The organism is Mycobacterium sp. NGS56 (assembly GCF_059812425.1).
This window is the reverse complement of the sequence record NZ_JCALCQ010000006.1, coordinates 1-24,797: the sequence shown is the minus strand read 5'-3', so window position 1 is coordinate 24,797 and position 24,797 is coordinate 1. Positions and strand designations below refer to the sequence as shown.

21 protein-coding genes are annotated in these 24,797 nt (G+C 66.1%); 14 read left to right on the top strand and 7 right to left on the bottom strand.

Annotated elements, in window-relative coordinates; translation table 11 throughout:
• Positions 1 to 148 precede the first annotated feature (148 nt).
• The 3 genes from AC5Y4F_RS16260 to AC5Y4F_RS16250 all read left to right on the top strand — a co-directional run bounded on the left by AC5Y4F_RS16260 (position 149) and on the right by AC5Y4F_RS16250 (position 3,409).
• Complete coding sequence (locus AC5Y4F_RS16260) at positions 149 to 1,387, top strand: CaiB/BaiF CoA transferase family protein (protein ID WP_499997698.1); 1,239 nt, start codon at positions 149 to 151, stop codon at positions 1,385 to 1,387.
• A 130-nt stretch (positions 1,388 to 1,517) separates the two neighbouring features.
• On the top strand, positions 1,518 to 2,882 hold the full coding sequence (locus AC5Y4F_RS16255; protein ID WP_499997602.1) for a wax ester/triacylglycerol synthase domain-containing protein: 1,365 nt from the start codon (positions 1,518 to 1,520) through the stop codon (positions 2,880 to 2,882).
• 239 nt (positions 2,883 to 3,121) lie between these two features.
• Positions 3,122 to 3,409, top strand: coding sequence for an ANTAR domain-containing protein (locus AC5Y4F_RS16250; RefSeq protein WP_499997601.1), 288 nt, complete (start codon positions 3,122 to 3,124; stop codon positions 3,407 to 3,409).
• A 100-nt stretch (positions 3,410 to 3,509) separates the two neighbouring features.
• Here AC5Y4F_RS16250 and AC5Y4F_RS16245 read toward each other — a convergent pair whose 3' ends face one another.
• On the bottom strand, positions 3,510 to 5,336 hold the full coding sequence (locus AC5Y4F_RS16245; RefSeq protein WP_499997600.1) for a DUF4407 domain-containing protein: 1,827 nt from the start codon (positions 5,334 to 5,336) through the stop codon (positions 3,510 to 3,512).
• Positions 5,337 to 5,562: 226 nt separating this feature from the next.
• Here AC5Y4F_RS16245 and AC5Y4F_RS16240 point away from each other — a divergent pair, with 226 nt between their 5' ends.
• Both AC5Y4F_RS16240 and AC5Y4F_RS16235 read left to right on the top strand, forming a co-directional pair.
• Positions 5,563 to 6,120: a hypothetical protein gene (locus tag AC5Y4F_RS16240; protein ID WP_067933675.1), complete on the top strand. Its 558-nt coding sequence runs from the start codon at positions 5,563 to 5,565 to the stop codon at positions 6,118 to 6,120.
• A gap of 107 nt (positions 6,121 to 6,227) precedes the next feature.
• A complete protein-coding gene (locus AC5Y4F_RS16235; RefSeq protein WP_082947580.1) occupies positions 6,228 to 6,656 on the top strand; it encodes a type II toxin-antitoxin system Rv0910 family toxin in 429 nt (142 codons plus the stop codon).
• 11 nt (positions 6,657 to 6,667) lie between these two features.
• Here the strand turns inward: AC5Y4F_RS16235 and AC5Y4F_RS16230 are convergent, their stop codons facing one another.
• From AC5Y4F_RS16230 to malQ, 5 genes are all read right to left on the bottom strand, one after another.
• The gene (locus AC5Y4F_RS16230) at positions 6,668 to 6,940 is read right to left on the bottom strand and encodes a LapA family protein (protein ID WP_499997599.1); all 273 of its coding nucleotides are present in this window, start codon (positions 6,938 to 6,940) and stop codon (positions 6,668 to 6,670) included.
• Between the two features lie 101 nt (positions 6,941 to 7,041).
• A complete protein-coding gene (locus tag AC5Y4F_RS16225) occupies positions 7,042 to 8,871 on the bottom strand; it encodes a molybdopterin-dependent oxidoreductase (protein ID WP_369829693.1) in 1,830 nt (609 codons plus the stop codon).
• 208 nt (positions 8,872 to 9,079) lie between these two features.
• Entirely contained in the window at positions 9,080 to 9,550 is a 471-nt protein-coding gene (locus AC5Y4F_RS16220; RefSeq protein ID WP_067933670.1) for a nuclear transport factor 2 family protein, read from the bottom strand.
• Positions 9,547 to 10,422: an LLM class F420-dependent oxidoreductase gene (locus AC5Y4F_RS16215; protein WP_499997598.1), complete on the bottom strand. Its 876-nt coding sequence runs from the start codon at positions 10,420 to 10,422 to the stop codon at positions 9,547 to 9,549. Before AC5Y4F_RS16215 ends, AC5Y4F_RS16220 begins: the two co-directional genes overlap by 4 nt.
• Before the next feature lie 35 nt (positions 10,423 to 10,457).
• Positions 10,458 to 12,614 carry a 4-alpha-glucanotransferase gene (gene malQ / locus AC5Y4F_RS16210; RefSeq protein WP_067933666.1) on the bottom strand — a complete coding sequence of 719 codons (2,157 nt, stop codon included), beginning with the start codon at positions 12,612 to 12,614 and terminating at the stop codon, positions 10,458 to 10,460.
• 423 nt (positions 12,615 to 13,037) lie between these two features.
• Between malQ and eccB the strand changes: the two genes are divergently transcribed.
• Positions 13,038 to 14,555 carry a type VII secretion protein EccB gene (gene eccB, locus AC5Y4F_RS16205; protein WP_067933664.1) on the top strand — a complete coding sequence of 506 codons (1,518 nt, stop codon included), beginning with the start codon at positions 13,038 to 13,040 and terminating at the stop codon, positions 14,553 to 14,555.
• Complete coding sequence (gene eccCa / locus AC5Y4F_RS16200; protein WP_067933662.1) at positions 14,552 to 18,718, top strand: type VII secretion protein EccCa; 4,167 nt, start codon at positions 14,552 to 14,554, stop codon at positions 18,716 to 18,718. The genes eccB and eccCa overlap by 4 nt, the downstream gene beginning before the upstream one ends.
• Positions 18,719 to 18,747: 29 nt before the next feature.
• On the opposite strand, the gene AC5Y4F_RS16195 is transcribed toward eccCa, so the two are convergent.
• Complete coding sequence (locus AC5Y4F_RS16195; RefSeq protein WP_499997597.1) at positions 18,748 to 19,923, bottom strand: cytochrome P450; 1,176 nt, start codon at positions 19,921 to 19,923, stop codon at positions 18,748 to 18,750.
• 252 nt (positions 19,924 to 20,175) lie between these two features.
• Here AC5Y4F_RS16195 and fdxE point away from each other — a divergent pair, with 252 nt between their 5' ends.
• The 7 genes from fdxE to AC5Y4F_RS16160 form a co-directional block, all read left to right on the top strand.
• Positions 20,176 to 20,370, top strand: a complete 195-nt coding sequence (fdxE, locus tag AC5Y4F_RS16190) for a ferredoxin FdxE (protein ID WP_499997596.1) — start codon at positions 20,176 to 20,178, stop codon at positions 20,368 to 20,370.
• A 270-nt stretch (positions 20,371 to 20,640) separates the two neighbouring features.
• Positions 20,641 to 20,838, top strand: coding sequence for a hypothetical protein (locus AC5Y4F_RS16185; protein WP_156750026.1), 198 nt, complete (start codon positions 20,641 to 20,643; stop codon positions 20,836 to 20,838).
• A gap of 10 nt (positions 20,839 to 20,848) precedes the next feature.
• Positions 20,849 to 22,123, top strand: a complete 1,275-nt coding sequence (locus AC5Y4F_RS16180) for a PPE family protein (protein WP_499997595.1) — start codon at positions 20,849 to 20,851, stop codon at positions 22,121 to 22,123.
• Between the two features lie 79 nt (positions 22,124 to 22,202).
• A complete protein-coding gene (locus AC5Y4F_RS16175) occupies positions 22,203 to 22,448 on the top strand; it encodes a PE family protein (protein ID WP_082947572.1) in 246 nt (81 codons plus the stop codon).
• A gap of 10 nt (positions 22,449 to 22,458) precedes the next feature.
• Positions 22,459 to 23,667: a PPE family protein gene (locus AC5Y4F_RS16170; protein WP_499997594.1), complete on the top strand. Its 1,209-nt coding sequence runs from the start codon at positions 22,459 to 22,461 to the stop codon at positions 23,665 to 23,667.
• A gap of 364 nt (positions 23,668 to 24,031) precedes the next feature.
• Entirely contained in the window at positions 24,032 to 24,331 is a 300-nt protein-coding gene (locus tag AC5Y4F_RS16165; protein WP_067929733.1) for a PE family protein, read from the top strand.
• Positions 24,332 to 24,643: 312 nt separating this feature from the next.
• Positions 24,644 to 24,797 (top strand): WXG100 family type VII secretion target (locus AC5Y4F_RS16160; protein ID WP_033724370.1); only part of this gene is annotated, 154 nt, incomplete at its 3' end.

Here is a 24,797-nt window from a genome sequence, read left to right as displayed (position 1 = left end):
GCCATCGCGGCGGGTGGGCAAACGAGACCTTCGGTCGGCTCCATCGCATCTCTTCCACGAAACCTGCGCTGACCTGCAGATGGGCTATCACTACGCCCAAGACTAGCTAGAATATCTAAAATAGCAAGGAATGGGCGCGGCGAGGGAGATGGCGATGTCCGGAGTGCACGGCGGAGTGCTTAACGGTGTGCGGGTTGTCGAATTGGCGTCGTGGACCTATGTGCCCTCTGCCGGTGCCGCCCTGTCGGACTGGGGTGCCGACGTCATCAAGGTGGAGGGCGTCAGCGCGGGCGATCCGGGCCGCGCGTTGGTGGTCGGGGGCTTCACCCGGCAAGCGGCCCGGCCGGATGCCGACTTCATTCTCGAGCTGGGCAACCGCGGCAAGCGCAGCATCGCCATCGACATCAAGTCGGAAACGGGTCGCGAGCTGTTCGGGCGGCTGTTGGCCAGTGCGGATGTGTTCTTGACCAATTGGCTACCGGGCGCACTCGACCGGGCCCGACTGACCGTCGAGGAGATCCGCTCGTTCAATCCGAAGATCATCATCGCGCGCGGCACCGGCCTGGGCGTCCGGGGCCCCGATCGCGATCGCGGCGGATTCGACGCCGCGACGTATCTTGCGCGCGGTGGGGTCGCCTACACCTTGACGCCATTCGGCAGTGAGACGCCCGCGGTCCAGGGGCCCGGCTTCGGTGACTTACAGGGCGGGGCAACGCTGGCCGGCGGGGTTTGCGCCGCGTTGTTTCACCGGGAACGCACCGGCGAACCGGCCATTGTCGACTCTTCGCTGCTGGCGCAGGCGATGTGGTCGATAGCGCCGTCGATTTCAGCCGCCGATTTCTTTGATATCGAGGGGATCCCGGGCGCACCGCCCGGCCTGGCCATCAATCCGCTCGTCAACCGGTACAAGACGAAAGATGGCAGATGGATCCAGCTGGTGTTCCTACAGCCCGACAAATTCTGGGCGGGCTTCTGCCGGCGCGTCGGCCTGGCGGAACTCGCCGACGATGAACGATTCGTCCCATCGGGCAACTTGATCGCCAATGCGACAGTGGCGACCGAGCTGCTGGCGAATACTTTCGCGCGCCACGGCCTCGCACATTGGCAGGCGGTGCTCAAGGACGAGCCGGGCGTGTGGGGTGCACTGGCGACGCCGCGGGAAACCCTCAACGACCCGCAAGTCGAACCCAACGGATATGTGGTCACCAACGTAGACGACCACGGCGAGAAATACCGGATCGTTGCCGCACCAGTACAATTCAACGAGACGCCACCGGCGCCGGCACGCGCCCCGGAGCATGGGCAGCACACCGAAGAGATCCTGCTGGAACTCGACATCGACTGGGACGACATCGCCAAGGCGAAGGAGAGCGAAGCGATTCTGTAGGGCGACCCCCGAAAACGGGGAGCCGGGAGTCGACGAAAGGCGCAATCTGTGAGGACCAAAGTCATCACCTGCCGGTAACCGGGTGACCTAGAGCGCGCGCTGTCGTACCTTCAGTGCAAGGAGCACTGATATGGCTGCATTCATGCGCGCGAGCGACGCGTTCACCTGGGCGATGGAGAGTGACCCTCGGCTGCGGTCGACCGTGGTCAGCGTCGTACTCCTGGACCGAACTCCGGACTGGGACGAAGTGCGTAAGCGGTTCGACCTGATCAGCCGCAAACTGCCCATGTTCAGGCAGCGGGTGGTGCAGTCACCTCCGCCGGCTCCGCCGCGGTGGGAGCATTACCGGGATTTCGAGCTGGATTACCACCTGCGGAAGGAAACCATTTCCGGCGCCGGAACTCTCGACGACGTGCTGGAAGTGGCGCGAGTGGCCGAGATGCAGGATTTCGATCGGGCACGCGCGTTATGGGAAACCACGTTCATCGACGGTCTGGAAAACGGTGGAGCGGCCGTGATCTGCAAATTTCATCACGCGCTCACCGACGGGGTCGGCGGAATCCAGATCGCAATGCACCTGTTCGATCTCTCGGAGGATATTTACCCCCTTGAACCCATGCCCCCCGAGCCACAGGCCACGGCGTCCTCGCCGCTGAGCGGCTACCGCGATGCCGTGCGCTACGACACCGGCTTGCTCAACACCGCCCTGACGGGCATGGCCACCCGGGTGCCGCGGGTCATGTACGACGGCGTTCGGCGTCCCGTCGCAACCATCAGGTCCGCGGCCACCACCGCGGCATCGGTCTACCGGACCGTCCGGCCGATAAACCGACCCGGGTCATGCTTGACGACGGATCGCGGCCTGATCCGTCGCCTCGGGGTGCACCAGATCCCGAAGCGGCCGCTTCGGGAAGCGGCGCACCGTTGCGGTGGGGCGCTGAACGACGCCTTCGTCGCCGGGGTCGCGGGCGGCCTACGCATCTACCACGAGAAACACGGCGTGGCGGTGGGTGACTTGCACATCACGATGCCGATCAGTCTGCGGACCAAAGACGACCACATCGGCGGGAACCGGATCACGCTGATGCGCTTCGACATTCCCGTCGGCGAGCCCGATCCGGACAAGCGGATCAAGGCGATACGCCAGCGCACCGCAGCGGTACGCAAGGAAAGATCGCTGCCATACACGCAATTGATCGCGGGGGTACTCAACCTGGCTCCGCGGTGGTACATCGGCTCGGTGCTGCGCCACGTGGATTTCGTGGCCAGCGATGTGCCGGGCGTCCCCGTGCCGGTGTTCCTCGGCGGTGCCGCGGTATGCGCGCAATACGCGTTCGGCCCCACCATCGGTGCGGCAGTCAATGTCACACTGCTCACCTACGTCGATACTTGTGGGGTCGGTTTGAACATCGACACCGCTGCGATTCCCGACTACGACGTTTTCCATGACGCCGTGGTCGGTGGCTTCGACGAAATACTTGCTTTGGCAAGGTAATTCGGCAGCTGCGAGGTCCAACACGGGCCAGTCGGGCTGCGGGAGTCGTTGATGAGCAGCAGATCCCGAAACGGTCACAGCCGCGTATCAATGTCAGTGACAGACTGGCATAACTCAAAGGATCCGCAAATCATTGCACAGGGCGCCTTTTTGGGATTGCGGCGGCGACGAAGCGCACGGATTCCTGCCGCTGTTCGGGTAGCGGTTTCGCGAGGGCGCAGCAGGAGGTATCACTTAGCATGACGACGGACTGGGTCCCCGCCCAAACTTCATGCGGCCCGAATTCCGGTCGCATTCTCGACACCGCGCGGGGCATTCTCATCGGCCTTCGCCGGTGTCCTTCCGACGCCGCTTTCGACGAATTGCACAGCGCCGCGATACGGCACAAAGTACCGGTATTCGCCATGGCGTGGGCACTGGTCCACCTGGCGGGCGACGGCGAGAAGACCCCCAGCTTCGTCGACGCGCAGTCTGCGGCCCGCTACGAGTGGGGGTCACTGTTCAACTCCCGCGCTCTGACCTGCTGAGGGTGCGCCAAGGCGTTGGGGCGGCCGAGCTTTCGAGGGGTAAACCCGGCCGCCACCAACTACAACACCATCGACCCGGTTCGATTTCGAACGGCGGCAGCTATTTCGGCGGCGGCAGCTGAGGCGGGCCGTCGGGCGCATCCAGTTCGGGCGGCCCGTCGCGCTTCGTCAGCGCATGCCGAGGGCCGCCGTCCGCGGATTCCACCGACAACCGGCCCCCATCGTCCCCGGACCAGCGCGGCAAGGACGACTGGGTATGGCGACCCGTCACCTGTCGGCGTGCTCGACGGCCGGGCTCTTGACGCGACGAGGTGACGAACTCGCTTGGTGGCGAATCGGTTTCGGCGTGCGGGGGTTGCCCAGACAGCTGGGTGTCCGAGGCCTCGGAGTTGACCGCCACCTTGCGGGTGCGCTTGAGCGTGAACGTGATCTCTTCGCTTTCTTCGAGGATGCCTTCGAACACCTGGCGGGCGCTGCGCAGTGGCGAAGTGGTCGTGTCGATCACCTTCGCCACGAACGGCGGTACCAGCGGCCGAATCCAGCGGGCCGCCGCCTTGGTGGCGTCCGGGATCGACGGGATCAACGGGGCATTCTGTTCCTCGTGAGGTTCGACTTCGCCGGCCGGCGACAGGGGAGCGGGCAGGTTCTCCGGAACATCGGGGTTCTGGGCGACGGCGGGTCCTGCGGCCGCGTCCGGGGCGGGCAGTTGGGTGATCGCCCGGCTGGCCGCCTCGGCTTCGGCGGCGATCGGCAGATACACGTCATCGTCGTCCGGCTCGAGGGCTCGGTGCGACCGCGCGTGCGCCGCAGCGTCCAAAGCGTCGGAAACCCGGCGGCGTTGTCGCTCGCGGTCGATCTCGATCTGCGCCTCGACGGCGAGTCGCGCCTGCGTCAATTGGTGCTCGGCCCAGAGGATTTCGGCCTCGCGGCGCACCTCGGCGCGCTTGAGCGCGATGGCGGTGTCCGCGTCGAGTTCGGCGCGTTCGCGCTCGGCGCGGGAAGTGGCCCGGCGATCGTGGGTTGTCTCACCGCGCCACAAACTTAGGATCAGGGGCGTCAGGTAGAGCAGCACGCACAGCGCGAGCGTCACCAGCCGCAGGGTCATTGCCCCGGCATCGGCGGAAGTGAGGTCGTTCAACGCGACCCAGCGTGCACCCAGGCCGCGGCCCGCATCCGCCACGACACCGTCCCGCGCGTCGCGCAGCGCTAGCTCCTCTCGCGAAATCGCGGCGTCCAGGGCTGGCGCGCGGCTGTCCCGCATCGCCAGCGCGGTGTCCAATTCGTGCTGCGCATCGGCGAGAAGCTGGTTGGCCGTGCGTGTTTCCGGCCCGGCCCCGGGATCACCGGTGATTTGGGTTTGTGGGCAACCAGGCGTGGGGTGGTACTCGCAGCGGGCGACGACCAGGGCCTTGTCCTGGCGGTCACGGGCCTGCGCGACCGCGCCGTCGAGCTCGGAGCGGGCAGTCCTGGATTGCTGCAGGGACGCGGATGCCTGCGCGACAGCGGGGACCGATTCGGCGTTGCGCAACGCTCGTTGGTCGAGACGATGGTCGATCGAGCTGGAAAGAATGACCATTGCCGCGAGTTCACCGACGACGACGCCCACCGTCGCCGCCACCGCGGCGCGTCCCGCCACACCGGAGCGGCCCCGTTCGGGTCCCGGGATGGTGCCGCGGGTGACGGCGCCGACGAGCAGGCCGAAGACGAGGGTGAGCGGCACGATGGCCGGCAGCGGCCAGCGAACCGACCCGCCGATCGCCAGGGTCGCGATCAGCCAGGCCAGCACCGCCCCCAACAACGCGACCGCGCCGGCGACGGCGTGGGTTGACCGTTCGTGCCGCTCACTCAGCTCGCGCCGATGTCCGCCACCGAGCCAGATGAGCACCCCCGCCAGGCCCGCGCTTTGTTCAGTTACTTCCTCGGGCATGAGCTGAAAACACCTCCACCGTCAAGCCTTGCAGGCGACCGCCCGGCACATCGAATCGAAGCGCCTCTCCTGTGATGCGCTTCACACCGCCCCCGCATCGCCGCAGATCGCCCGCCGGGCATCGATCGGGTTTGCTGCTCCGAGGAGACGGGATCTGCCGCGGGATTCGTGCGACGCGGGCAGATCAGCGACCGTTCCGGCAGGCGACATGAGACGGTATAAGCCTATGACGAATCACGATTATGTCACCTACGAAGAGTTTGGCCGCAGGTTCTTCGAGATAGCGGTCACTCCGGAGCGGGTAGCCGCCGCGTTTGCCGACATCGCCGGAAGCGAGTTCGCCATGGAGCCGATTGCGCAGGGGCCCGGCCGAATCGCCAAAGTCAGTGCCAACGTCAAGATCCAGGAGCCCCGGGTCACGCGTCGGCTGGGCGACAGCATCACCTTCGTCATCCACATCCCGCTCTCGATCGACCTGCTGGTCGACCTGTGGCTCGACAAGCAGCGTTTTGTGGTCTCCGGGGACATTCAATTGCGCGCGACCGCGCGCGCGGCCGAACCGCTGTTGCTGATCGTCGACGTCGCCAAACCGCGGCCTTCCGACATCACCGTCAATGTCTCGTCCAAGTCCATTCGCGGCGAGGTGCTGCGGATCCTGGCCGGTGTCGACGGCGAGATCCGGAGATTCATCGCGCACTATGTCGCCGCCGAGATCGACGCGCCTGCGTCCCAGGCAGCGCAGATCATCGATGTCTCCCACCAGCTGGAGCAGGCCTGGCCCTGAGTGGACCCGTCCAGGAATACGCGCGACGGTGTCGGGGTACCCAGCCAAGGTTGTGCGTGTCGCCGGTGCGCCCGGTGGCGGCGTTTCTGATCGCCAGGAGGAAGATTTTGGCTCGCGTGGATGTCTCGGTGTCGTCGCAGGTGGAACCGGAAGCCGCATGGAAGTTGGCGTCCGACCTGGATCGGTTCGGCGAGTGGATGACCATTTTCGCCGGATGGCGGGGGCCGGTGCCCGACACGATCGAGAAGGGAACCTGTGTCTCGTCGTGCGTCAAGGTCAAGGGCTTCCGCAACGTCATCCACTGGAAGGTCACCAAATACGATGAGCCCAAAGCGATTGAGCTGCAGGGACGCGGACGCGGCGGTATTCGCCTCACCGTGGCCATGACGGTGACCGACGATCATCCCGGATCGACGTTTCACCTCACCGCCGATCTCGGTGGCGGGTTACTCAGTGGACCGGTCGGGGGATTGGTCGCCAGGGTGCTGCGCTCCGATGTGCAGAAGTCCGTCAACAACCTCGCGGCCCTGCGATAGTTCCTGCCGCGTCATCGAACCGGTCGACGAAGCACCCAACCCCGCTCGGCATCGCGGATTCGCCTGCCGTCCATCGCAAGCCAGGACAGGCCGGCCCCGAACGCGAGCATGGAAATGATGGCGGAAACAACACCCGCGCCGGCCTCGCCAAGGGCGAAATTGGTCACGCAGACCGCGAACGCGAGCGCGGCGACCGCGACCACGAGGAGCCCGGGCTTTCGCGCTGCCGCTGCCGATTGATGCCTTGACCGTTCAGCGGTCCGATCGTTAGGACTGTGCCTCATGGGCCTCTCCTCCGCTGTCACATACGTTTCACCGATGTGTCAGAGCTACCCAAATCGCCTTTCGGACAAACGACTTGGCGGAGGTGGCGTGCGGCCGCGGCTCAGAGTGTTTGGTGGCGCCCGAAGTACTTGTGGTCTTCGCTGTAGCCGCCATAACCGCTGCCGATGTCGTGGTAGTCGGCGACGAATTCGATGCCTTTGATCCACTTCACCAATTTGAAGCCGTGCTGCAATTCGTTGCGCAGCCGCAGCGGCCTGCCGTGCATGTAGGGGAGCTGCCGGTCGTTCATGTTGTAGGCGAGCATCGTCATGTGGTGGTCCATCTGGCCGATGTGATGGGCGTTGTAGTAGATGCCCCCCGTCGCCCCCAAACCCATCGAATAGAAGACCGCCCATTTCGCCTCGGGCAGCGGTTTGACGATGTCCATGATCGTTTTCATCTGTACGCCACCCCATTTGGCGACGCCGGACCACGCCTGGATGCAGAAGTGCTGACTGATCTGCTCGTGGTAGGGCAGCGCCATCAAGTCCTCGAGCGAGAACTCCATCGGATGCTCGACCAGCCCGTAGACTTTCAGCCGCCAGTCCTTGAAGTCGTCACGCTCGAGTTCCTTGTATTCGACGGTCTCGGGCAGGCGGCCATTGCGCCAGTGGTGCGGCGAGATGTCCTTTTCGGTGAAGGCGCCGGGCTTGGGGTCGAGCCGCTCGAGCACTCGCTGGAACGGCCCCACGAGGGCGTAGCCGACCCGCTGGACGACTCGGGGGTGCTTGATGGTGAACGGGGTGGCCCAAACCCATGCGATCGCGGTCAGCACCATGGCCGCGGCGAAGATCCCGAAACCGATCCAGCTGTTGTCGTCGCGGGCGGCGAACATGTGGTTGAGATTCCGCAGGGCCTCGGTCGTCAGAACCATCGTCACGTGCACCAGGATGAAGAAGAGGAAGTACACCAGCACCACGAAATGCAGGGAACGCGCGTGCTGAATGCTCAGGCGTTTGCTCAGCCAGTGCACGCGCTGTGAGAGCGCCGGCGACATGCCGAGGCCGGTGATCAGCGCCGCCGGGGCGGCGATGAAGACGGTGGTGAAGTAGGACAACAGCTGCAGGCCGTTGTACGCGACCCAGCCATTGTCGGTTGGCCAGTCCAGCGACAGGTACTGAATGGCCACCGACGCCGCGTTGGGAAAGACATCCCAGCTCATCGGCACGATGTGGCGCCATTGACCGGTGGCGAACAACAGCACGTAGAAGACTGCCCCATTGACCAGCCACAACACGTCGACACCCAGATGCCACCACCGGGCCAACCCGATGGAGTGCCGGAAGCCGGGCAACCCCAGCTGCGGGGGCAGGGCGACGGTGTCGGCGTTGGCGGTCCACAGTTCGTCATCCGGGACCGGCGGTCCCACCCGCAGCCACTCGTCCTTGCCGGGGGTGGCGTTGCGGCTGAAGTAAAGCCGGGGATGGTCGCAGAGAATCTGGATCCCCGTCCTGATGATGAACATCATCATGAACAGGTTGAAGAAGTGCGTCCAGCCGATCCACGCCGGCAGGCCGGGGGGGATGCCGGCACTGTCCGACCCGGGATAGCGGTGGATGAACGACTGCACCGCCGGCACGTTGTGCAGGCCTTTGCCTACCGCGATGCCGGCGATCAGCACGGCAAAGCCGATGGGGATCAACCACAGCAGGTTGAACCAGCGGTCCCGGCCCACGCGCAGCTTCGGGGCGGTAGCCCGCCTGGTGAGATCGAAGCCGCCGCCGTAATGCTCCACGTCGATGGTGTCTTCGGCGGTGTGTATCTCGCTGCGGTAGTCCGGGTCGGACGTCAGCGGCGTGCCGACCGCCAACGTCGAGACTGAGCCATTCCCCTCCGGATCAACCTGCTTGCTTTCGGCCTGCGTCACGGGCTCGAAAATACACGAAAACACCTGAATAAATCCAAACAAGGTTGGAAAAAAGGGCCGTGGCGCACCCCGATTTGGCCGAGTGTTCGCCGGCAACAGTTGCCAGCGGGCAGGACTTGGCGAAGCGCGGATGGCCATGGCCGCAACTGCCTCCAGATCGCCCGAATGCCGCCGCAAACTCGGTTCCTTGCCGATCGCTGTGGATTTTGTCACAAACTCCTGGCAGTCGCGGCTAAGTGGTGTCGCGAGGCAACAGGCGACGCACCGGGCGGGTCTCGATCGCGTTGACCGTCAACACCCGGCGGCTGATCCGCCAGCCCGCGTCGGTCAACAGATATTCGTCGTCGTAGCGCAGGTGCCAGGCCACGTCCACCAACTCGCCGTCGCGCTCGTTCCAGTGGTGCGCGATGGCCGCGATCCGCCCGTGGGCGGTACCCGGACGCGCGGCCGCGTCGTACACCTCGCCGATGATCGCGTGCTCGGTGCGGGTGACCGCGGCGACGGTGGCGACCGCGGCGGTGATGGACTGCCGACCGCGATGGGACTGGGTTGGCCGCAGATCGGCCGGCGGGGCCGGCACCACCAGCTCGGCCTCGGCAGTGAAAAGCCCTGCGACAGCGGTGAATTCATGGTCATCGACGTAGGCGGCGTACCGGTGCACCAGATCGCCCAGCGCGACCCGTTGTTCGGGCGAAAGCGTCATGAGGTCAAGGACAGCCGTTGCGCACACGCCGACAACAGGTCCTTCGCGTGCTCGATATCGGTGGTTGGCGGCATGGCCAGCACCAGTCGGTCGGCGCCCTGATCGAGAAGGGTTGCCGCGCGCTCGGCATCGATCTTGGTGACCGAGTGGCCCAGTGACACCTCGAGCGCCGTCGGATCCCGGTCCGCCGAAGATGCCTCGTCGCGCATGAGTGCGATCAGCGACGCGAGCCGGGGCCCGCTCACCCCCAGTGGCTGGAAGCCGTCGCCAAGGCGTCCTGCACGGCGTGCGGCGGCTCGGCTGTGCCCGCCGATGTGAATCTGAAGGCGCTCCGCCGGTTTCGGGTAGCACATGATTTTCTCAAATTTGAAGAATTCGCCTGTGAAGGACGCCCCCTCAGGTCTCTGCGCCCACAATTCCCGCATCACGGCCAGCTGCTCGTCCGCTCGGCGACCCCGGCTCTCGAAGTCCACATCGCAGGCGGCCAGCTCCTCCTTCAGCCAGCCCACACCCACACACAAGCGCAGTCTGCCGCCCGACAGGGCGTCGACGGTGGCGGCCCGCTTGGCCAGCACCACGGGGTGGTGGTTGGGCAGGACCAGCACGCCGGTGGCCAGCCCCAGACGGGTCGTGTGTCCGGCCAGAAATGCAAGCAGGTCAAGCGGATCCGGGATCGGGCAGTCCGGCGCCAAGCCGACGCGTCCCGAATTGTCGTAGGGGTACACACTGTCGTAGCGGGTGAGCAACACGGTGTGCTCGACAGCGACGATCGATTCGAACCCGCAAGCTTCGAGGTGACGGGCGAAGGCCACCATCCAGTCGGGGTCCGCGGTGACACCGTCGCCGACCGGGGCCACGACTGAGACCTTCATGGTTTTCGAAGCTAACAAGGCCCGAGCCGGGACGACTAGCGGGCCGCGCTTTCGGCGGCGACGGGCGCGATCGCGCCACGCACGGCTTCGGCGAGTGTGGCGGTGCGGCGATCGGTGAACACGTCCTCGAGCAGCACCGCGCGTCCGTCGGGGCCGGTCAGCGGCACCCGCCAGTTCGGGTATTCGTCGGTGGTGCCGGGCTGATTCTGGGTTCGGCGGTCACCGACGGCGTCGGTCAGCGCCACGCCCAGCAACCGTGACGGCGTCCTGCCCAGGTAGCGGTAGAGGGCCACCACGACCCGCTCGGGTTCTTCGTCGCCGTCCTCGAGCAATCCGACGCGGCGCAGCTCGGCCATCCACGCCGCCAGCTCGGTGCGGTCGGACTCGAGCTCCTCTTCAACGGGACGGGTCAGTAGATCCAGCGAATCGCGTAGCCGCACATGGTCACCCGCCAGATAGCCGGCGGTGGGAGGCAGATCGTGGGTGGTGACCGAGGATAGGCAGTATTCGCGCCAGCGCTCGGCCGGCAGTGGGCCGCCGTTACCGTCACGGTCCAACTCGAACCAGAGGATCGAGGTGCCCAGCAACCCCCGCAACAACAAATAGTCACGCACCCACGGCTCGACCGTGCCGAGATCCTCGCCGACGATGACCGCGCCGGCCCGGTGCGCTTCCAGCGCGACGATGCCGATCATGGCCTCGTGGTCGTACCGAACGTAAGTGCCTTCGGTGGGTGGATTGCCTCGCGGGATCCACCAGAGCCGGAACAACCCGATGATGTGGTCGATGCGCACCCCACCGGCATGCCGCAGCACCGCACGGATGAGCGCACGAAAGGGCCGATACTCGTGCTCGTCCAACCGATCTGGGCGCCACGGCGGCTGGGACCAGTCCTGGCCGAGTTGATTGAACTCGTCCGGCGGCGCGCCCGCGGTCACGCCCAGCGCCATCACGTCCTGCAGCGCCCAGGCGTCGGCGCCATTGGGATGCACCCCGACGGCCAGGTCATGCATGATGCCCAACGACATACCGGCCCGGATCGCCTGCGACTGCGCCGCGGCAAGTTGCTCGTCGAGTTGCCATTGCAGCCAACGGTGGAAATCGACTGTGTCCGAATGCTTTTTGACGAAGTCCGCGACCCCGGACGCATCCGGGTGCTGTAGGGCCTCGGGCCAACAATGCCAGTCGGTGCCATACTTTTCGGCCAGCGCGCACCAGGTGGCGAAGTCGTCCAGCGCGCGGCCCTCCCGGTCGCGGAACGCGGCGTAGGACAGCTCCCGTCCCGCCGACCGCGGTTCTTGGTGCAGCAGCTTGAGTGCCGCCCGCTTCGCCACCCATGAGCTGTCGCGGTCGATGGCATCGACACGACCCGCGAGCTGCTGAACCTCGGAGCGCAGCCGGCGGACCCGGCTGCGCTTGCCCAGGTCAGCGAATTCGGGAATCGCCTCGACGCGAAGATAAAGCGGGTTGACGAAGCGCCGCGATGTCGGCAGGTACGGCGAAGGCTCCATCGGCTTGGTCGGGGCCGCCGCGTGCAAGGGATTGACCAAAAGATAGTCAGCACCGTGGCGCGCTGCCGACCACACCGCCAGGTCGGTCAGGTCGGTCAGATCGCCGACACCCCAGGACTGTCGTGACCGCACGCTGTAAAGCTGGGCGGCCAGGCCCCACGCGCGCCGGGCGCCGAGCCGCTCCGGTAGCCCGAGCCAGTCCGGCGTCACGATCAGCGCGGTGCTGGCCTCGGCGTCGCCGGAGCGCAGGTGTACCCGGTGATAGCCCAGCGGCAGGCCGGAGGGCAGCAGGAAGCTGGCCTCGCCGACCCAGCGGCCGTCCAAGTCGAAGGGCGGGGTGAAGTTGTCGACCTGTTCGACGCCGGTGCGCACGGTGCCGTCTTCGAGCTGCAACCACACCTCGGCGGGATCGCCGTGGGTGACGTGCGCCCAGAACCGGATCGGCTCGCCGGTACGCCCGACGATGGTAGCCGGCAGCCGGCGTGCCCAGTGCGACCGCAACTTCGCGGTCAGCGCGACGTTACGCTCCTGCTCGGTGTCGGCCGCGACGCCGAGCGAACTCAACACGGCCTTCAACGTGGCATCGGAAACCCGCACCCGCCGGCCTGTCCAGTCCTCGTAGTCCGTCGCGATGCCGTATCTGCGGGCGAGCTCGATCAGCGACGGCGCGAGTTCAGTCATACCGCCATCTTGCTGCCAGGATTCGTGGGCCGGCGATTCGGACCCGGCGAGCGTTGGCGCAATCTTTGCTGGGCGGTGGCCTGGGATTCATTTCTGTCTGCTCTTCGCCAACGGCTCGTTGCGCTCGACAGGACGAAAGGCCGTGCGGCCACTACGATGCTTCCGAGGAGGCGAAAAGGATCCGGTGCGCTCACCCGGGGGGAAAGAAACTGCCAGCTCAGTGGCGCAGATCGCCGCCGCCCTCGTGGCGGGCCCGGCATGGTGTGCGGCGGCCGGATTCGGTGCATAAACAGATGTAGGAGCGAACGGCTTTCGCGCCGCGTGGCGAGGTACGTGCAGGTGCCTTAACGTTGTCATGTAATTCGCGCTGGATCAGTTCATCAGGACGATATCCAGACACATCGGCAGACCGGAGTGAATTAAGTGGCGGAAGAGAGTCGCGGGCAGCGCGGGTCGGGGTACGGCCTCGGGTTGTCGACGCGGACCCAGGTAACCGGCTACCAGTTCCTTGCCCGGCGAACCGCGATGGCGCTGACCCGGTGGCGCGTCCGCATGGAGGTCGAGCCCGGCCGGCGCCAGAACCTGGCCGTGGTGGCATCGATCTCGGCCGCGCTGGTGATCTGCCTGGGCGCGCTGCTCTATTCCTTCATCAGCCCGGCCGGCCAGATCAACGAGTCGCCGATCATCGCCGACCGCGACTCGGGCGCGCTCTACGTCCGCGTCGGCGAGAAGTTGTACCCGGCCCTGAACTTGGCGTCGGCCCGCCTCATCACCGGTCGTCCCGATAACCCGCACCTGGTCAAGTCCAACCAGATCGCCGCCCTGCCGCGCGGTCCGATGGTGGGCATCCCGGGCGCACCGTCGAGCTTCCACCCGACCAGCCCGGCCGCGTCGTCGTGGCTGGTGTGCGACACCGTGGCGAACTCGACCGGCGCCGGGGCACCGTCGGGTGTGACGGTGACGGTGATCGACGGCAACCCCGATCTGAGCAACCACCGGCGGGTGCTGACCGGGTCGGACGCGGTGGTGCTGAACTACGGCGGAGACGCCTGGGTGATCCGGGACGGACGCCGCTCGCGCATCGACGGGTCGAACCGATCGGTGCTGCTGCCGCTCGGCCTCACCCCGGAGCAGGTCAGCATGGCGAAGCCGATGAGCCGCGCCCTGTACGACGCGTTGCCGGTGGGTCCGGAACTGACGGTGCCGCAGATCCAGAATGCCGGCGCCGGGGCGTCGTTCCCGAATGCGCCCGGCCCGATCGGCACGGTGATCGTCACCCCGCAAATCAGTGGGCCGCAACAGTATTCCTTGGTGTTGGCCGACGGTGTGCAGACGCTGCCGCCGCTGGTGGCCCAGATCCTGCAGAACGCCGGACCGGGCAACACCAAGCCGGTTACCGTCGAACCATCCGCACTGGCGAAGATGCCGGTGGTCAATAAGCTGGATCTGTCGTCGTACCCGGACGCGCCCCTGAATGTGATGGACATCCGCGAGAACCCGGCGACCTGCTGGTGGTGGCAGAAGACCTCCGGTGAAAACCGCGCCCGCGTCCAGGTGATCTCCGGCGCGACCATTCCGGTGGCCTCGAAGGACGTCAGCAAGGTGGTGTCGCTGGTCAAGGCGGACACCACGGGGCGCGAAGCGGACCAGGTCTTCTTCGGACCCGATTATGCGAACTTCGTGGCCGTCACCGGCAACGACCCCGGCGCCAAGACAACCGAATCGCTGTGGTGGGTCACCGATGCGGGTGCCCGCTTCGGCGTCGACGACACCCGCGAGGCACGAGAAGCGTTGGGCCTGAAGACAAAACCGGGGTTGGCGCCGTGGGTGGCGCTGCGGCTGCTCCCGCAAGGACCGACGTTGTCGCGAGCGGATGCGCTGGTGCAGCACGACACGCTACCGATGGATATGTCCCCAGGAGAGTTGGCGGTACCGAAGTGAAACGTGGATTTGCACGGCCGACGCCGGAGAAGCCTCCGGTAATCAAGCCGGAGAACATCGTCCTTCCGACGCCGCTGAGCATCCCGCCGCCGGAAGGCAAGCCCTGGTGGCTGGTCGTGGTCGGCGTCCTGGTGGTCGGTCTGCTGATCGGCATGGTCGGCATGACGTTCGCCAGCGGCTCGCATGTGTTCGGGGGCGCGGGTGCCATTTTCCCGATCTTCATGATCGGTGGCGTCGCGATGATGATGTTCGGCGGCCGGTTCGGCGGCCAGCAGCAGATGAGCCGGCCCAAGCTGGACTCGATGCGCGCCCAGTTCATGCTGATGCTGGACATGCTGCGGGAAACCGCCCACGAGTCGGCCGACAGCATGGACGCCAACTACCGGTGGTTCCACCCGGCGCCCACCACCCTGGCTGCCGCGGTCGGATCGTCGCGGATGTGGGAACGCAAGCCCGACGGCAAGGATTTGAACTTCGGCGTGGTCCGCGTCGGCGTCGGCATGACGCGTCCCGAGGTGACCTGGGGCGAGCCCCAGAACATGCCGACCGACATCGAGCTCGAGCCGGTGACCGGCAAGGCACTTCAGGAATTCGGTCGCTATCAAAGCGTCGTCTACAACCTGCCGAAGATGATCTCGGTGCTGGTCGAGCCCTGGTACTCGCTGGCCGGAGATCGCGAGCAGGCGGTGGGACTGATGCGGGCCATCATCTGCCAGCTGGCGTTCTCGCATGGGCCCGACCACATGCGCATGATCGTGGTCAGTTCGAACCTGGACGAGTGGGACTGGGTGAAGTGGCTGCCGCACTTCGGTGACCCGCGCCGCCAGGACGCCGCGGGCAACGCGCGGATGGTCTACAGCTCGGTGCGCGAGTTCGCCGCCGAGCAAGCCGAATTGTTCGCCGGCCGTGGCTCTTTCACGCCCCGGCACGCCAGTTCGTCGACCCAGACCCCCACCCCGCACACCGTGATCATCGCCGATGTCGTTGATCCGCAATGGGAATACGTGATCAGCGGCGAAGGCGTCGACGGGGTGACGTTCTTCGACCTCACCGGCTCGGCGATGTGGACCGCGGTCCCGGAGCGCACGCTGCGGTTCGACGAGAAAGGTGTCATCGAGGCGCTGCCCCGCGACCGTGACACCTGGATGGTCATCGACGAGAAGCCCTGGTTCTTCGCCCTCACCGACCACATCGGCACCGGCGAGGCCGAAGAATTCGCGCAGAAGATGGCGCGCTGGCGGCTTGCCGAGGCATACGAGGAGATCGGCCAGCGGGTGGCGCACATCGGCGCGCGGGACATCATGTCCTACTACGGAATTGACGATCCGGGCCACATCGACTTCGAGACGCTGTGGGGTAGCCGCAACGACTCGATGGGCAGGTCGCGGTTGCGGGCGCCGTTCGGTGTTCGCTCCGACAACGGCGAGCTGCTGTTCTTGGACATGAAGTCGCTGGACGAAGGCGGTGACGGTCCGCACGGCGTGATGTCGGGTACGACGGGCTCGGGTAAGTCGACCCTGGTGCGGACGGTGATCGAATCGCTGATGCTCAGCCACCCGCCCGAAGAGCTGCAGTTCGTGCTGGCCGACCTCAAGGGTGGATCGGCGGTAAAGCCGTTCGCCGGGGTGCCACATGTCTCCCGGATCATCACCGACCTGGAAGAAGACCAGGCGTTGATGGAGCGCTTCCTGGACGCGCTGTGGGGCGAGATCGCCCGTCGCAAGGCAATCTGCGACAGCGCCGGTGTCGACGACGCCAAGGAATACAACTCGGTTCGCAGCCGGATGCGGGCGCGAGGCCAGGACATGGCACCGCTGCCGATGCTCGTGGTCGTGATCGACGAGTTCTATGAATGGTTCCGCATCATGCCTACCGCGGTAGATGTCCTCGACTCGATCGGACGTCAGGGCCGTGCGTACTGGATCCACCTGATGATGGCGTCGCAGACCATCGAAAGCCGTGCCGAAAAGCTCATGGAGAACATGGGTTATCGGTTGGTGCTCAAGGCGCGTACCGCGGGTGCGGCGCAGGCGGCCGGTGTGCCGAACGCGGTGAACCTGCCCGCTCAAGCCGGTCTGGGCTACTTCCGCCGCAGCCTGGAGGACATCACCCGGTTCCAGGCCGAATTCCTGTGGCGGGACTACTTTCCGCGCGGCCTCACCGACGACGGAGACGAGGCGCCGGCGCTGGTGCACAGCATCGACTACATCCGCCCGCAATTGTTCACCACGTCATTCACCCCGCTGGAAGTCAGCGTCGGGGGACCAGACGTCGTCCCCCCTCCCGCCGTCCCCGCCGACGGCGAGATGCTCGGGGTCGAGGGGGTCGACGACGACTCCGAAGGGATCCGGACGCCCAAGGTCGGTACGGTCATCATCGATCAGCTGCGCAAGATCGAGTTCGAGCCCTACCGGCTTTGGCAGCCGCCGCTGAACCAGCCCGTCGCCATTGACGAACTGGTGAACCGGTTCCTCGGCCACCCCTGGCAGCAGGACTATGGCACCGCCCGGGATCTCGTCTTCCCGATCGGGATCATCGACCGTCCCTTCAAGCACGACCAGCCGCCGTGGACGGTCGACACGTCGGGGCCCGGTGCCAACGTGCTGATTCTTGGTGCCGGTGGATCCGGCAAAACCACCGCGCTGCAAACCCTGATCTGTTCGGCGGCCCTGACCCACACTCCCGAGCAGGTCCAGTTCTACTGCCTGGCCTACAGCAGCACCGCGCTGACCACGGTCGCCCGGCTGCCGCACGTGGGTGAGGTGGCCGGTCCGACCGACCCGTACGGTGTCCGCCGAACCGTGGCCGAGCTGCTGGCGCTGGTCCGCGACCGCAAGCGCACCTTCCTCGAGTACGGAATCGCCTCGATGGAGGTCTTCCGGCGCCGCAAGTTCGGCGGCGAGCAGGGCTCCGTCCCCAACGATGGATTCGGCGACGTCTACCTGGTGGTGGACAACTACCGGGCGCTGGCCGAAGAGAACGAGGTGCTGATCGAGCAGGTCAACCTGATCATCAATCAGGGTCCCTCATTCGGGGTCCACGTGGTGGTCACCGCCGACCGGGAATCGGAGCTGCGGCCACCGGTGCGCAGCGGTTTCGGCTCCCGGGTCGAGCTGCGACTCGCGGCCGTGGAAGACGCCAAACTGGTGCGTTCCCGGTTCGCCAAGGACGTTCCGGTCAAGCCGGGCCGCGGCATGGTCGCGGTCAACTACGTTCGACTCGACTCCGACCCGCAGGCCGGTCTGCACACCTTGGTGGCTCGGCCCGCGCTGGCCAACACGCCTGACCATGTGTTCGAATCCGACAGCATCATCGACGCCGTCAGCCGTCTCACGAGCGGTCAGGCGCCGCCGGTACGCCGGCTGCCGGCGCGGTTCGGCGTGGAGCAGTTGCGTGAGCTGGCGGCACGCGACACCCGCCAGGGCGTCGGCGCGGGCGGAATCGCTTGGGCCATCTCCGAATTGGATCTCTCACCGGTCTATCTCAATTTCGCCGAGAACGCGCATCTGATGGTGACCGGCCGTCGCGAATGTGGGCGTACCACGACACTGGCCACGATCATGTCCGAGATCGGGCGGTTGTACGCGCCGGGGGCGACCAGCGCGCCGCCACCGCCGGCGGGGCAGCCTTCGGCCCAGGTGTGGCTTGTGGACCCGCGTCGTCAGCTCCTGACCACGCTTGGCTCCGACTACGTGGAGAAGTTCGCCTACAACCTCGATGGTGTGCAGGCGATGATGGGCGAACTGGCCGCGGTCCTGGCCGGGCGCGAGCCGCCGCCCGGTTTGTCCGCCGCGGAGTTGCTGTCGCGGAACTGGTGGAGCGGACCGGAGATCTTCTTGATCGTCGACGACATCCAGCAGCTGCCGGCGGGATTCGACTCGCCGCTGCACAAGGCCGCGCCCTGGGTGACCCGGGCCGCCGATGTCGGCCTGCACGTGATCGTCACACGCACGTTCGGTGGCTGGTCTTCGGCCGGCAGCGACCCGATGCTGCGGGCACTGGCGCAGGCGAACGCACCGCTGCTGGTGATGGACGCCGATCCCGACGAGGGATTCATCCGCGGCAAGATGAAGGGCGGACCACTGCCCCGTGGTCGAGGCCTGCTGATGGCCGAGGACACCGGTGTGTTCGTTCAGGTTGCGGCGACCGAATTACGCAAGTAAGGCAGTGCCGTTGCGCTGGGCTGACCGGGTTACCGCGAGATCGCGGCCCAGCGCAGCGGCAACTCCTTGAGCGCGAAACTCTTTGATGGGTAATTGATCGCGGGGGAGTAGTCCTCGGGCAGTTCGAAATCCGGAATTTGGGTCAGCCATTCCGCGACGACCACCGTCAGTTCGATGCGCGCCAGATGAGAACCCAGGCAGCGGTGCGGCCCGCCGCCAAACCCCCAGTGCCGGTGGACTTTTCCGTCCATGTTGAGTTCGTTGGTGGACATCGGGTCGCTGTCGTCGCGGTTGACCGCTGCCATGCACAGCCGCACCGAGGTGCCCGGCGGCAGCGTCATGCCGCCGACCTCCACGAATTCCGTCGTTATCCGTGGCGCCACCGGCGCCGACGGTTCGAGTCGGACGATCTCCTCGATGAAAACCCGGATCTGCTTCGGGTTGTCGCGCAGCTGCTTGCGCAGCTGCGGTCGGCGCGCCAATTCGTACAACGAGAATCCGATGGCCGCGGTCACCGTGTCCAGGCCGGCCAGGATCAGCAGGTGACTCATGCCCAGCAGTTCGACGTCGGTGAAGTCACCCTTGCCGGTCATCACTTGCGACAACATGTCCGAACCCGGGTTCTGCCGGCGCTGGGCGATGGCTTCGGCCAAATACGCCAGCAGCTGCTCGGACTTCTCGATGTCGGCCCGGGTTATGAACGGCTTGTCGTTGACGACGGCGTCTTTCCAGTCGATGAGACGATCACGATCTTCTAGTGGCAGACCGTAGAGGTCCATAAACACCTGGAACGGGTACAGGTTGGCGAAGTGCGCCATCACTTCGCACTCGCCGCGACCGGCCAGCGCCGCGATCATGTCACCGGCGTGGCGCACCAGCACCGGCCGCGACTTGCTCAATGCGTGCGGGCTGAAGTACGGCTGCAGGATTTGGCGGTAGCGGGTGTGTTGCGGCGGATCAAAAGCCAATGGCAGCACCGGCAATGGGTGGCCGGGAGGCTGCAGCACCGTCGACGAGAAGACCTTGGTGTTACGCAGTGCGGCCAGCACATCTTCGCGCCGGGTTATGTAGTAATGGCCGTTCATGAATACGACCGGTCCGGCATCGCGCAGTGTCTTCCACCCGAGGCCCCGGTCAACGGTCATCGGTAGCGTCGCGAAATCAAGCCGGGGTAGGTAGAACGAGCCCTGTTGGCCTTCGCTCATTCGCTTCGGTCTCCGGATACCTGTTGGACCGCGATATCAACACGGGACGGCACATCAATATTGCATGCGCGCCAACCGAAGACGGTCCGCCCGCCCAGCCCAGTCCGGGGCGTATCCGGTCCGGGCAAGCCATTGGCGAACATGCTCGACACTTTACTGACCGACTAGTCTGGATACCGACCCGTGAACTGCTAGCCCGTCTGATTGCGAAGCCGCCGGCGGCCGTGCCGGGCCGCCTAGGGAGGAGGCCTCGTGAGGGTTCGTCTGGAACAGTCGAAATGTGTGGGCCACGCCCAGTGCTATGCCGTCGACCCAGATCTCTTCCCCATCGACGAGTCGGGCTATTCGATCCTCGCGGAGCATGAGGTCCGGCCCGAGGACGAGCAATTGACCCGCGAAGGTGTCGCGTCCTGTCCCGAAATGGCGTTGATTCTCGACGAGGAGTGACGGCACAAGTCGGCGCTACGCAGCGGGCGGAAAGCAAACGCTTAGTAAACAATTCGTGGTCGATTATGAACTCCCGCCGACCCGGGATGAACAGTGGCTGGCCATTGAAGAACAGGCGGCTTTGGGTGTCGGTGTTTGCCTCGTAACGAACTAATCTCAGTGCCGGGCGGCAGTTCGGGCACACGCGAGCTGTCGCTCGGTTGCTGATAGTGGGAGATTAGCCGAGGCGGAAGGTGCATGCCGGTACTGAGCAGACGTCCGAGAAGCGCGGTGGCAGACCACGTTTGCGGACACAGCCGACTGGTCAACATGCGTACGCCGGCCCGGCTGACGGGGTTGCGGGGCGAAAACGCTCCGCTGGTGACTCCCGTGGGCGCAGCGGCCCCCGGTGGCGCTGTCTACAAGGCCGTGACCATGGCCACCACTGATTCCTATGTGACAGCCGAGATCGCGTTTCCGGCCGACTGAGGAGGACACGGTGTTTGACTTCGCGGCGTTACCGCCCGAAATCAATTCCGGTCGCATGTACGCGGGCCCGGGGTCGGGCCCAATGATGGCCGCAGCCGCCGCCTGGGACGAGATTGCGGCCGAATTGGGGGTCGCGGCCAGCGGCTACAGCTCGGTGGTCACCGAGCTCGCCAGCGGGCCATGGGTGGGACCGGCATCGATGTCGATGGTTTCGGCGATCAACCCGTACGTAAGCTGGCTGCACGCGATGGCCACCCAGGCCGAGGAGACGGCCGGGCAGGGCCGGGCCGCCGCGGCGGCTTTTGAGGCGGCGTTCGCGATGACGGTGCCGCCACCGGTGATCGCGGCCAATCGAGTGCTGCTGGCGAACCTGGTCGCGACGAACTTCTTCGGGCAGAACACCCCGGCGATCGCGGCCACCGAGGCGCAGTACATGCAGATGTGGGCACAAGACGCCGCCGCGATGACCGCTTACGCCGCATCGTCGGCGACCGCGTCGGTGCTGCCTCCGGTCACAGCGCCGCCCAACACCACGAATCCGGAAGCGGGTTCCAACCAGGCCGCCGCGGTCACTCAGGCGGTCGCCGAACCGGCGGGCAACACCGCACAGACCACCGCCAACGCGACCTCACAGCTAGCGTCGCCACAAGCCTTGTCGCTCAGCACAACTCAAGCGGCACAGGCACCCGCGGCGGCGACGAATGCGTCGGATCCGGGACCGTTCACCTGGCTGACGAACGCACTGCAGAACGTCACGCAATCCGGGCTGCCGACCCCGACCAACAACTTTCTGGGGTTGAACCCCACCTTGTACGACACGATCTTCAAGCGCATGACCGGTCTGGGTTACTTCTCGAACGGTATGGCGCAGTTTGCGTCGTCGATCGCCCAGCAGTTGACCTTCGGTCCCGGTGGTAGCACGGCGGGTGCCGGTGGTGCGTGGTACCCGACTCCGCAGTTTGCCAGCCTGGGTCTGAGCAACCTCGGCGGCGTGGGCAACGTGGGCGCAGTCTCCGCGGGAGCCGGGCAGGCCGCCCGGGTGGGGATGCTCTCGGTTCCGCAGCACTGGGCGACGCTGACCTCGGCGGTCAGCCCGGCCACGGTATCCGACCTGGAAGCCGCGCCCGTCCAAGCCGCCGCGTCAGGGACGCACGGTTCGCCGGCCAATGGCCTGCTGCGGGGGATGCCGGTGGGGGGCATGGGTCGGCGCGGCGCCGCCGCCGGCTACGTCAACAAATACGGATTCCGCTACAGCGTGTTGACCCGCCCACCATCGGCCGGATAACGGAGAGCCACATGAACGCCAGCCCATTGACAAGTTATTCCCGCGATGTTGCCGGGCCCACGGAAGGGAAGGGATCTAGATGTCCTTTGTGACCACGCAGCCGGCGGCTTCGGCAGGCGCCGCGTTGGCCCCGACGGGGGCGGTGCCGGCCGCCACGGACGAAGTGTCGGCACTGACGGCAACGCAGTTCGCTGCACACGCGCCGATGTACCAGGCCGTCAGCGCTTCGACGGCGGCGATCCACGAAATGTTTGTCAATGCCCTGAGCACCAGCTCCGGGTCGTACGCGGTGACTGAGGCGGCCAACGCGGCCGCGACGGGTTAAGGAGTCAAAGATGTTGGATTTTGGGGCGTTTCCGCCGGAGTTCAATTCGGCGCGGATCTACTCGGGTCCGGGCTCGGGTTCGTTGGTGGCCGCGGCGTCGGCGTGGAGTGCGCTGGCAGCCGAGCTCAACTCGGCCGCGCTGAGCTATGAGAACGTCATCACCGCGCTGAGCAGTGAGGAGTGGACGGGGACCGCGTCGGCGACGATGGCGCAGGCGGCGGCTCCCTACATCGCGTGGATGACGACGACGGCCGCCCAGGCCGAAGAGACTGCCACGCAAGCACGTTCGGCGGCGTCCGCTTACGAAGCCGCGCTGGCCTCGTCGGTGCCGCCCCCGGTGATCGCGGCGAACCGGATGCAATCGCAACAGCTACAGGCCACGAACGTCTTGGGCCAGAACACCCCGCTGATCGCGCAGCTGGAAGCACAGTACGGCGAGATGTGGGCCCAGGATGCCGGCGCGATGTACAGCTACGCGGGGCAATCGGCGACGGCGACGAAAGTGGCGCCGTTCCAGAAGGCGCCGGAGACGACCAACCCGTCGGGTCAGGCCTCCCAGAGCGCGGCGGTCACCAACGCCACGGCGAACTCGACGGCGACCAACACCTCGAAGACCCTGCAGTCGCTGGCCCAACCGGCCACCCAGGCGGCGACGCAGGCGAGCACTCAGACGGCCACGGATCCGTTGTCGGAGATCTGGTTTTTGTTGACCGGGCAGTCGACGTTTCCCACCAACCTGGGAACGGCGGTCAACGGCTATAGCCCGTTTGCCAGCCTCTTCTATAACACCGAGGGTTTGCCGTACTTCAGCATCGGTATGGGCAACAACTTCGTGCAGATCGCCAAGTCGCTGGGCGTCATCGGTGGCGCGGCGCCGGCCGCGGCCAAGGCCCTGCCCGGGCTCGGCGGACTCGGCGGCATGCTCGGCGGCGGCGCCGCCGCCGCGCATCCGGTGGCGGCCCTGGGCAGCGCGGCATCCGTCGGCGGCAAGTTGTCGGTGCCGGTGGCGTGGTCGGGGGCGACGTCCGCCGCGGCGCCGACGTTGGGCCGTGCCATCCCGGTCAGCGCGATCAGTGCCGCCCCGGAAGCCGCGGGCGGACCCGGCAACCTGCTCGGCGGCATGCCGCTGGCCGGCGCGGGCGCCGCAGGCCACGGAGTCGCCGGACCCAAGTACGGATTCCGGCCCACCGTCATGGCCCGCCCACCGTTTGCCGGCTGATCGACGTCGGTTCAACGGCTGAATGAGCGAAAGGAGGTCTTAACGACGCGCCACCGGGATGGTCAACGCATTCGATCTTTGCGACGCGTTGACCGGCAGTCAGCTTCGTATGCCGGGCAACGGGGCTGCGGGGCCTGGGGCGGGTGACCACCAGCAACGTTTCCATCCCGGGACTGGTAGCGTTTGCTGTGACCCTCCTGAGAGGGGCAGCGGCCGAGGTCAGGCACTGTTACCGTGTCATTACCAAAAGTGAATTCAGCCTACTGCTAAGTGAACAATTGCAAACACGGGGCTTTCGCGCCGACCGCGGGGGCCGCCGTCATCTAGTCTCACAGAGTCGGGGATGTAACTAGGAGGGAACAATATGTCGTTCGTGACCACACAGCCGGAGGCTTTGGCCGCGGCGGCCGGGAACCTGCAGGCGATCGGGGCGACCTTGAGCGCCCAGAACGCGGCCGCTGCAGCCCCAACGACGGGGGTGGTGCCCGCCGCTGCCGACGAGGTGTCGGCACTGACCGCGGCTCAGTTCGCCGCGCACGCGCAGATGTACCAAGCGGTGAGCGCTCAAGCGGCCGCTATCCACGAGATGTTCGTGAACACCTTGGCGACGAGCTCCGGTTCCTACGCTGCCACCGAGGCGGCCAACGCCGCTGCCGCGCTCTGATCAGTCGGCGTTTCGGGGCCTTAGATCGTCACCGCCGTGGGGTACAGCGTCACCGCCCAGCAGCGGATGGGCACGGGGTCTCAGGGCTTTGCCCACATGAGTCCCCGCAAAGCAGTACGCACTCCGTCAACTCAAACGCCGCGGTTCGGGGTTGACGTCCGTCTCACCGTGACAACACCCGGTGGCCGCCGGCTGACGGGAAGGGGGGGTCATTTCTATTCATTCGGCTCGGCGGTTGCGTAACGCGTAAACGTTTCGACCACCGTCTTCACCACATCACCCAGTAACCACCAAGCAAGGAGTACAGCCGACATGGCAACACGTTTCATGACCGACCCGCACGAGATGCGGGCGATGGCGGGCCGTTTCGAGGTGCACGCCCAGACCGTCGAGGACGAGGCTCGCAAGATGTGGGCGTCGTCGATGAACATCGCCGGCGCGGGCTGGAGCGGTCAGGCGCAGGCCA

Coding starts and splice junctions, on each gene's coding strand:
- AC5Y4F_RS16260 (WP_499997698.1), top strand. CDS start 149: ATGGCGATGTCCGGAGTGCACGGCGGAGTGCTTAACGGTGTGCGGGTT.
- AC5Y4F_RS16255 (WP_499997602.1), top strand. CDS start 1,518: ATGGCTGCATTCATGCGCGCGAGCGACGCGTTCACCTGGGCGATGGAG.
- AC5Y4F_RS16250 (WP_499997601.1), top strand. CDS start 3,122: ATGACGACGGACTGGGTCCCCGCCCAAACTTCATGCGGCCCGAATTCC.
- AC5Y4F_RS16245 (WP_499997600.1), bottom strand. CDS start 5,336: ATGCCCGAGGAAGTAACTGAACAAAGCGCGGGCCTGGCGGGGGTGCTC.
- AC5Y4F_RS16240 (WP_067933675.1), top strand. CDS start 5,563: ATGACGAATCACGATTATGTCACCTACGAAGAGTTTGGCCGCAGGTTC.
- AC5Y4F_RS16230 (WP_499997599.1), bottom strand. CDS start 6,940: ATGAGGCACAGTCCTAACGATCGGACCGCTGAACGGTCAAGGCATCAA.
- AC5Y4F_RS16220 (WP_067933670.1), bottom strand. CDS start 9,550: ATGACGCTTTCGCCCGAACAACGGGTCGCGCTGGGCGATCTGGTGCAC.
- AC5Y4F_RS16215 (WP_499997598.1), bottom strand. CDS start 10,422: ATGAAGGTCTCAGTCGTGGCCCCGGTCGGCGACGGTGTCACCGCGGAC.
- malQ (WP_067933666.1), bottom strand. CDS start 12,614: ATGACTGAACTCGCGCCGTCGCTGATCGAGCTCGCCCGCAGATACGGC.
- AC5Y4F_RS16195 (WP_499997597.1), bottom strand. CDS start 19,923: ATGAGCGAAGGCCAACAGGGCTCGTTCTACCTACCCCGGCTTGATTTC.
- AC5Y4F_RS16175 (WP_082947572.1), top strand. CDS start 22,203: ATGTCCTTTGTGACCACGCAGCCGGCGGCTTCGGCAGGCGCCGCGTTG.
- AC5Y4F_RS16170 (WP_499997594.1), top strand. CDS start 22,459: ATGTTGGATTTTGGGGCGTTTCCGCCGGAGTTCAATTCGGCGCGGATC.
- AC5Y4F_RS16165 (WP_067929733.1), top strand. CDS start 24,032: ATGTCGTTCGTGACCACACAGCCGGAGGCTTTGGCCGCGGCGGCCGGG.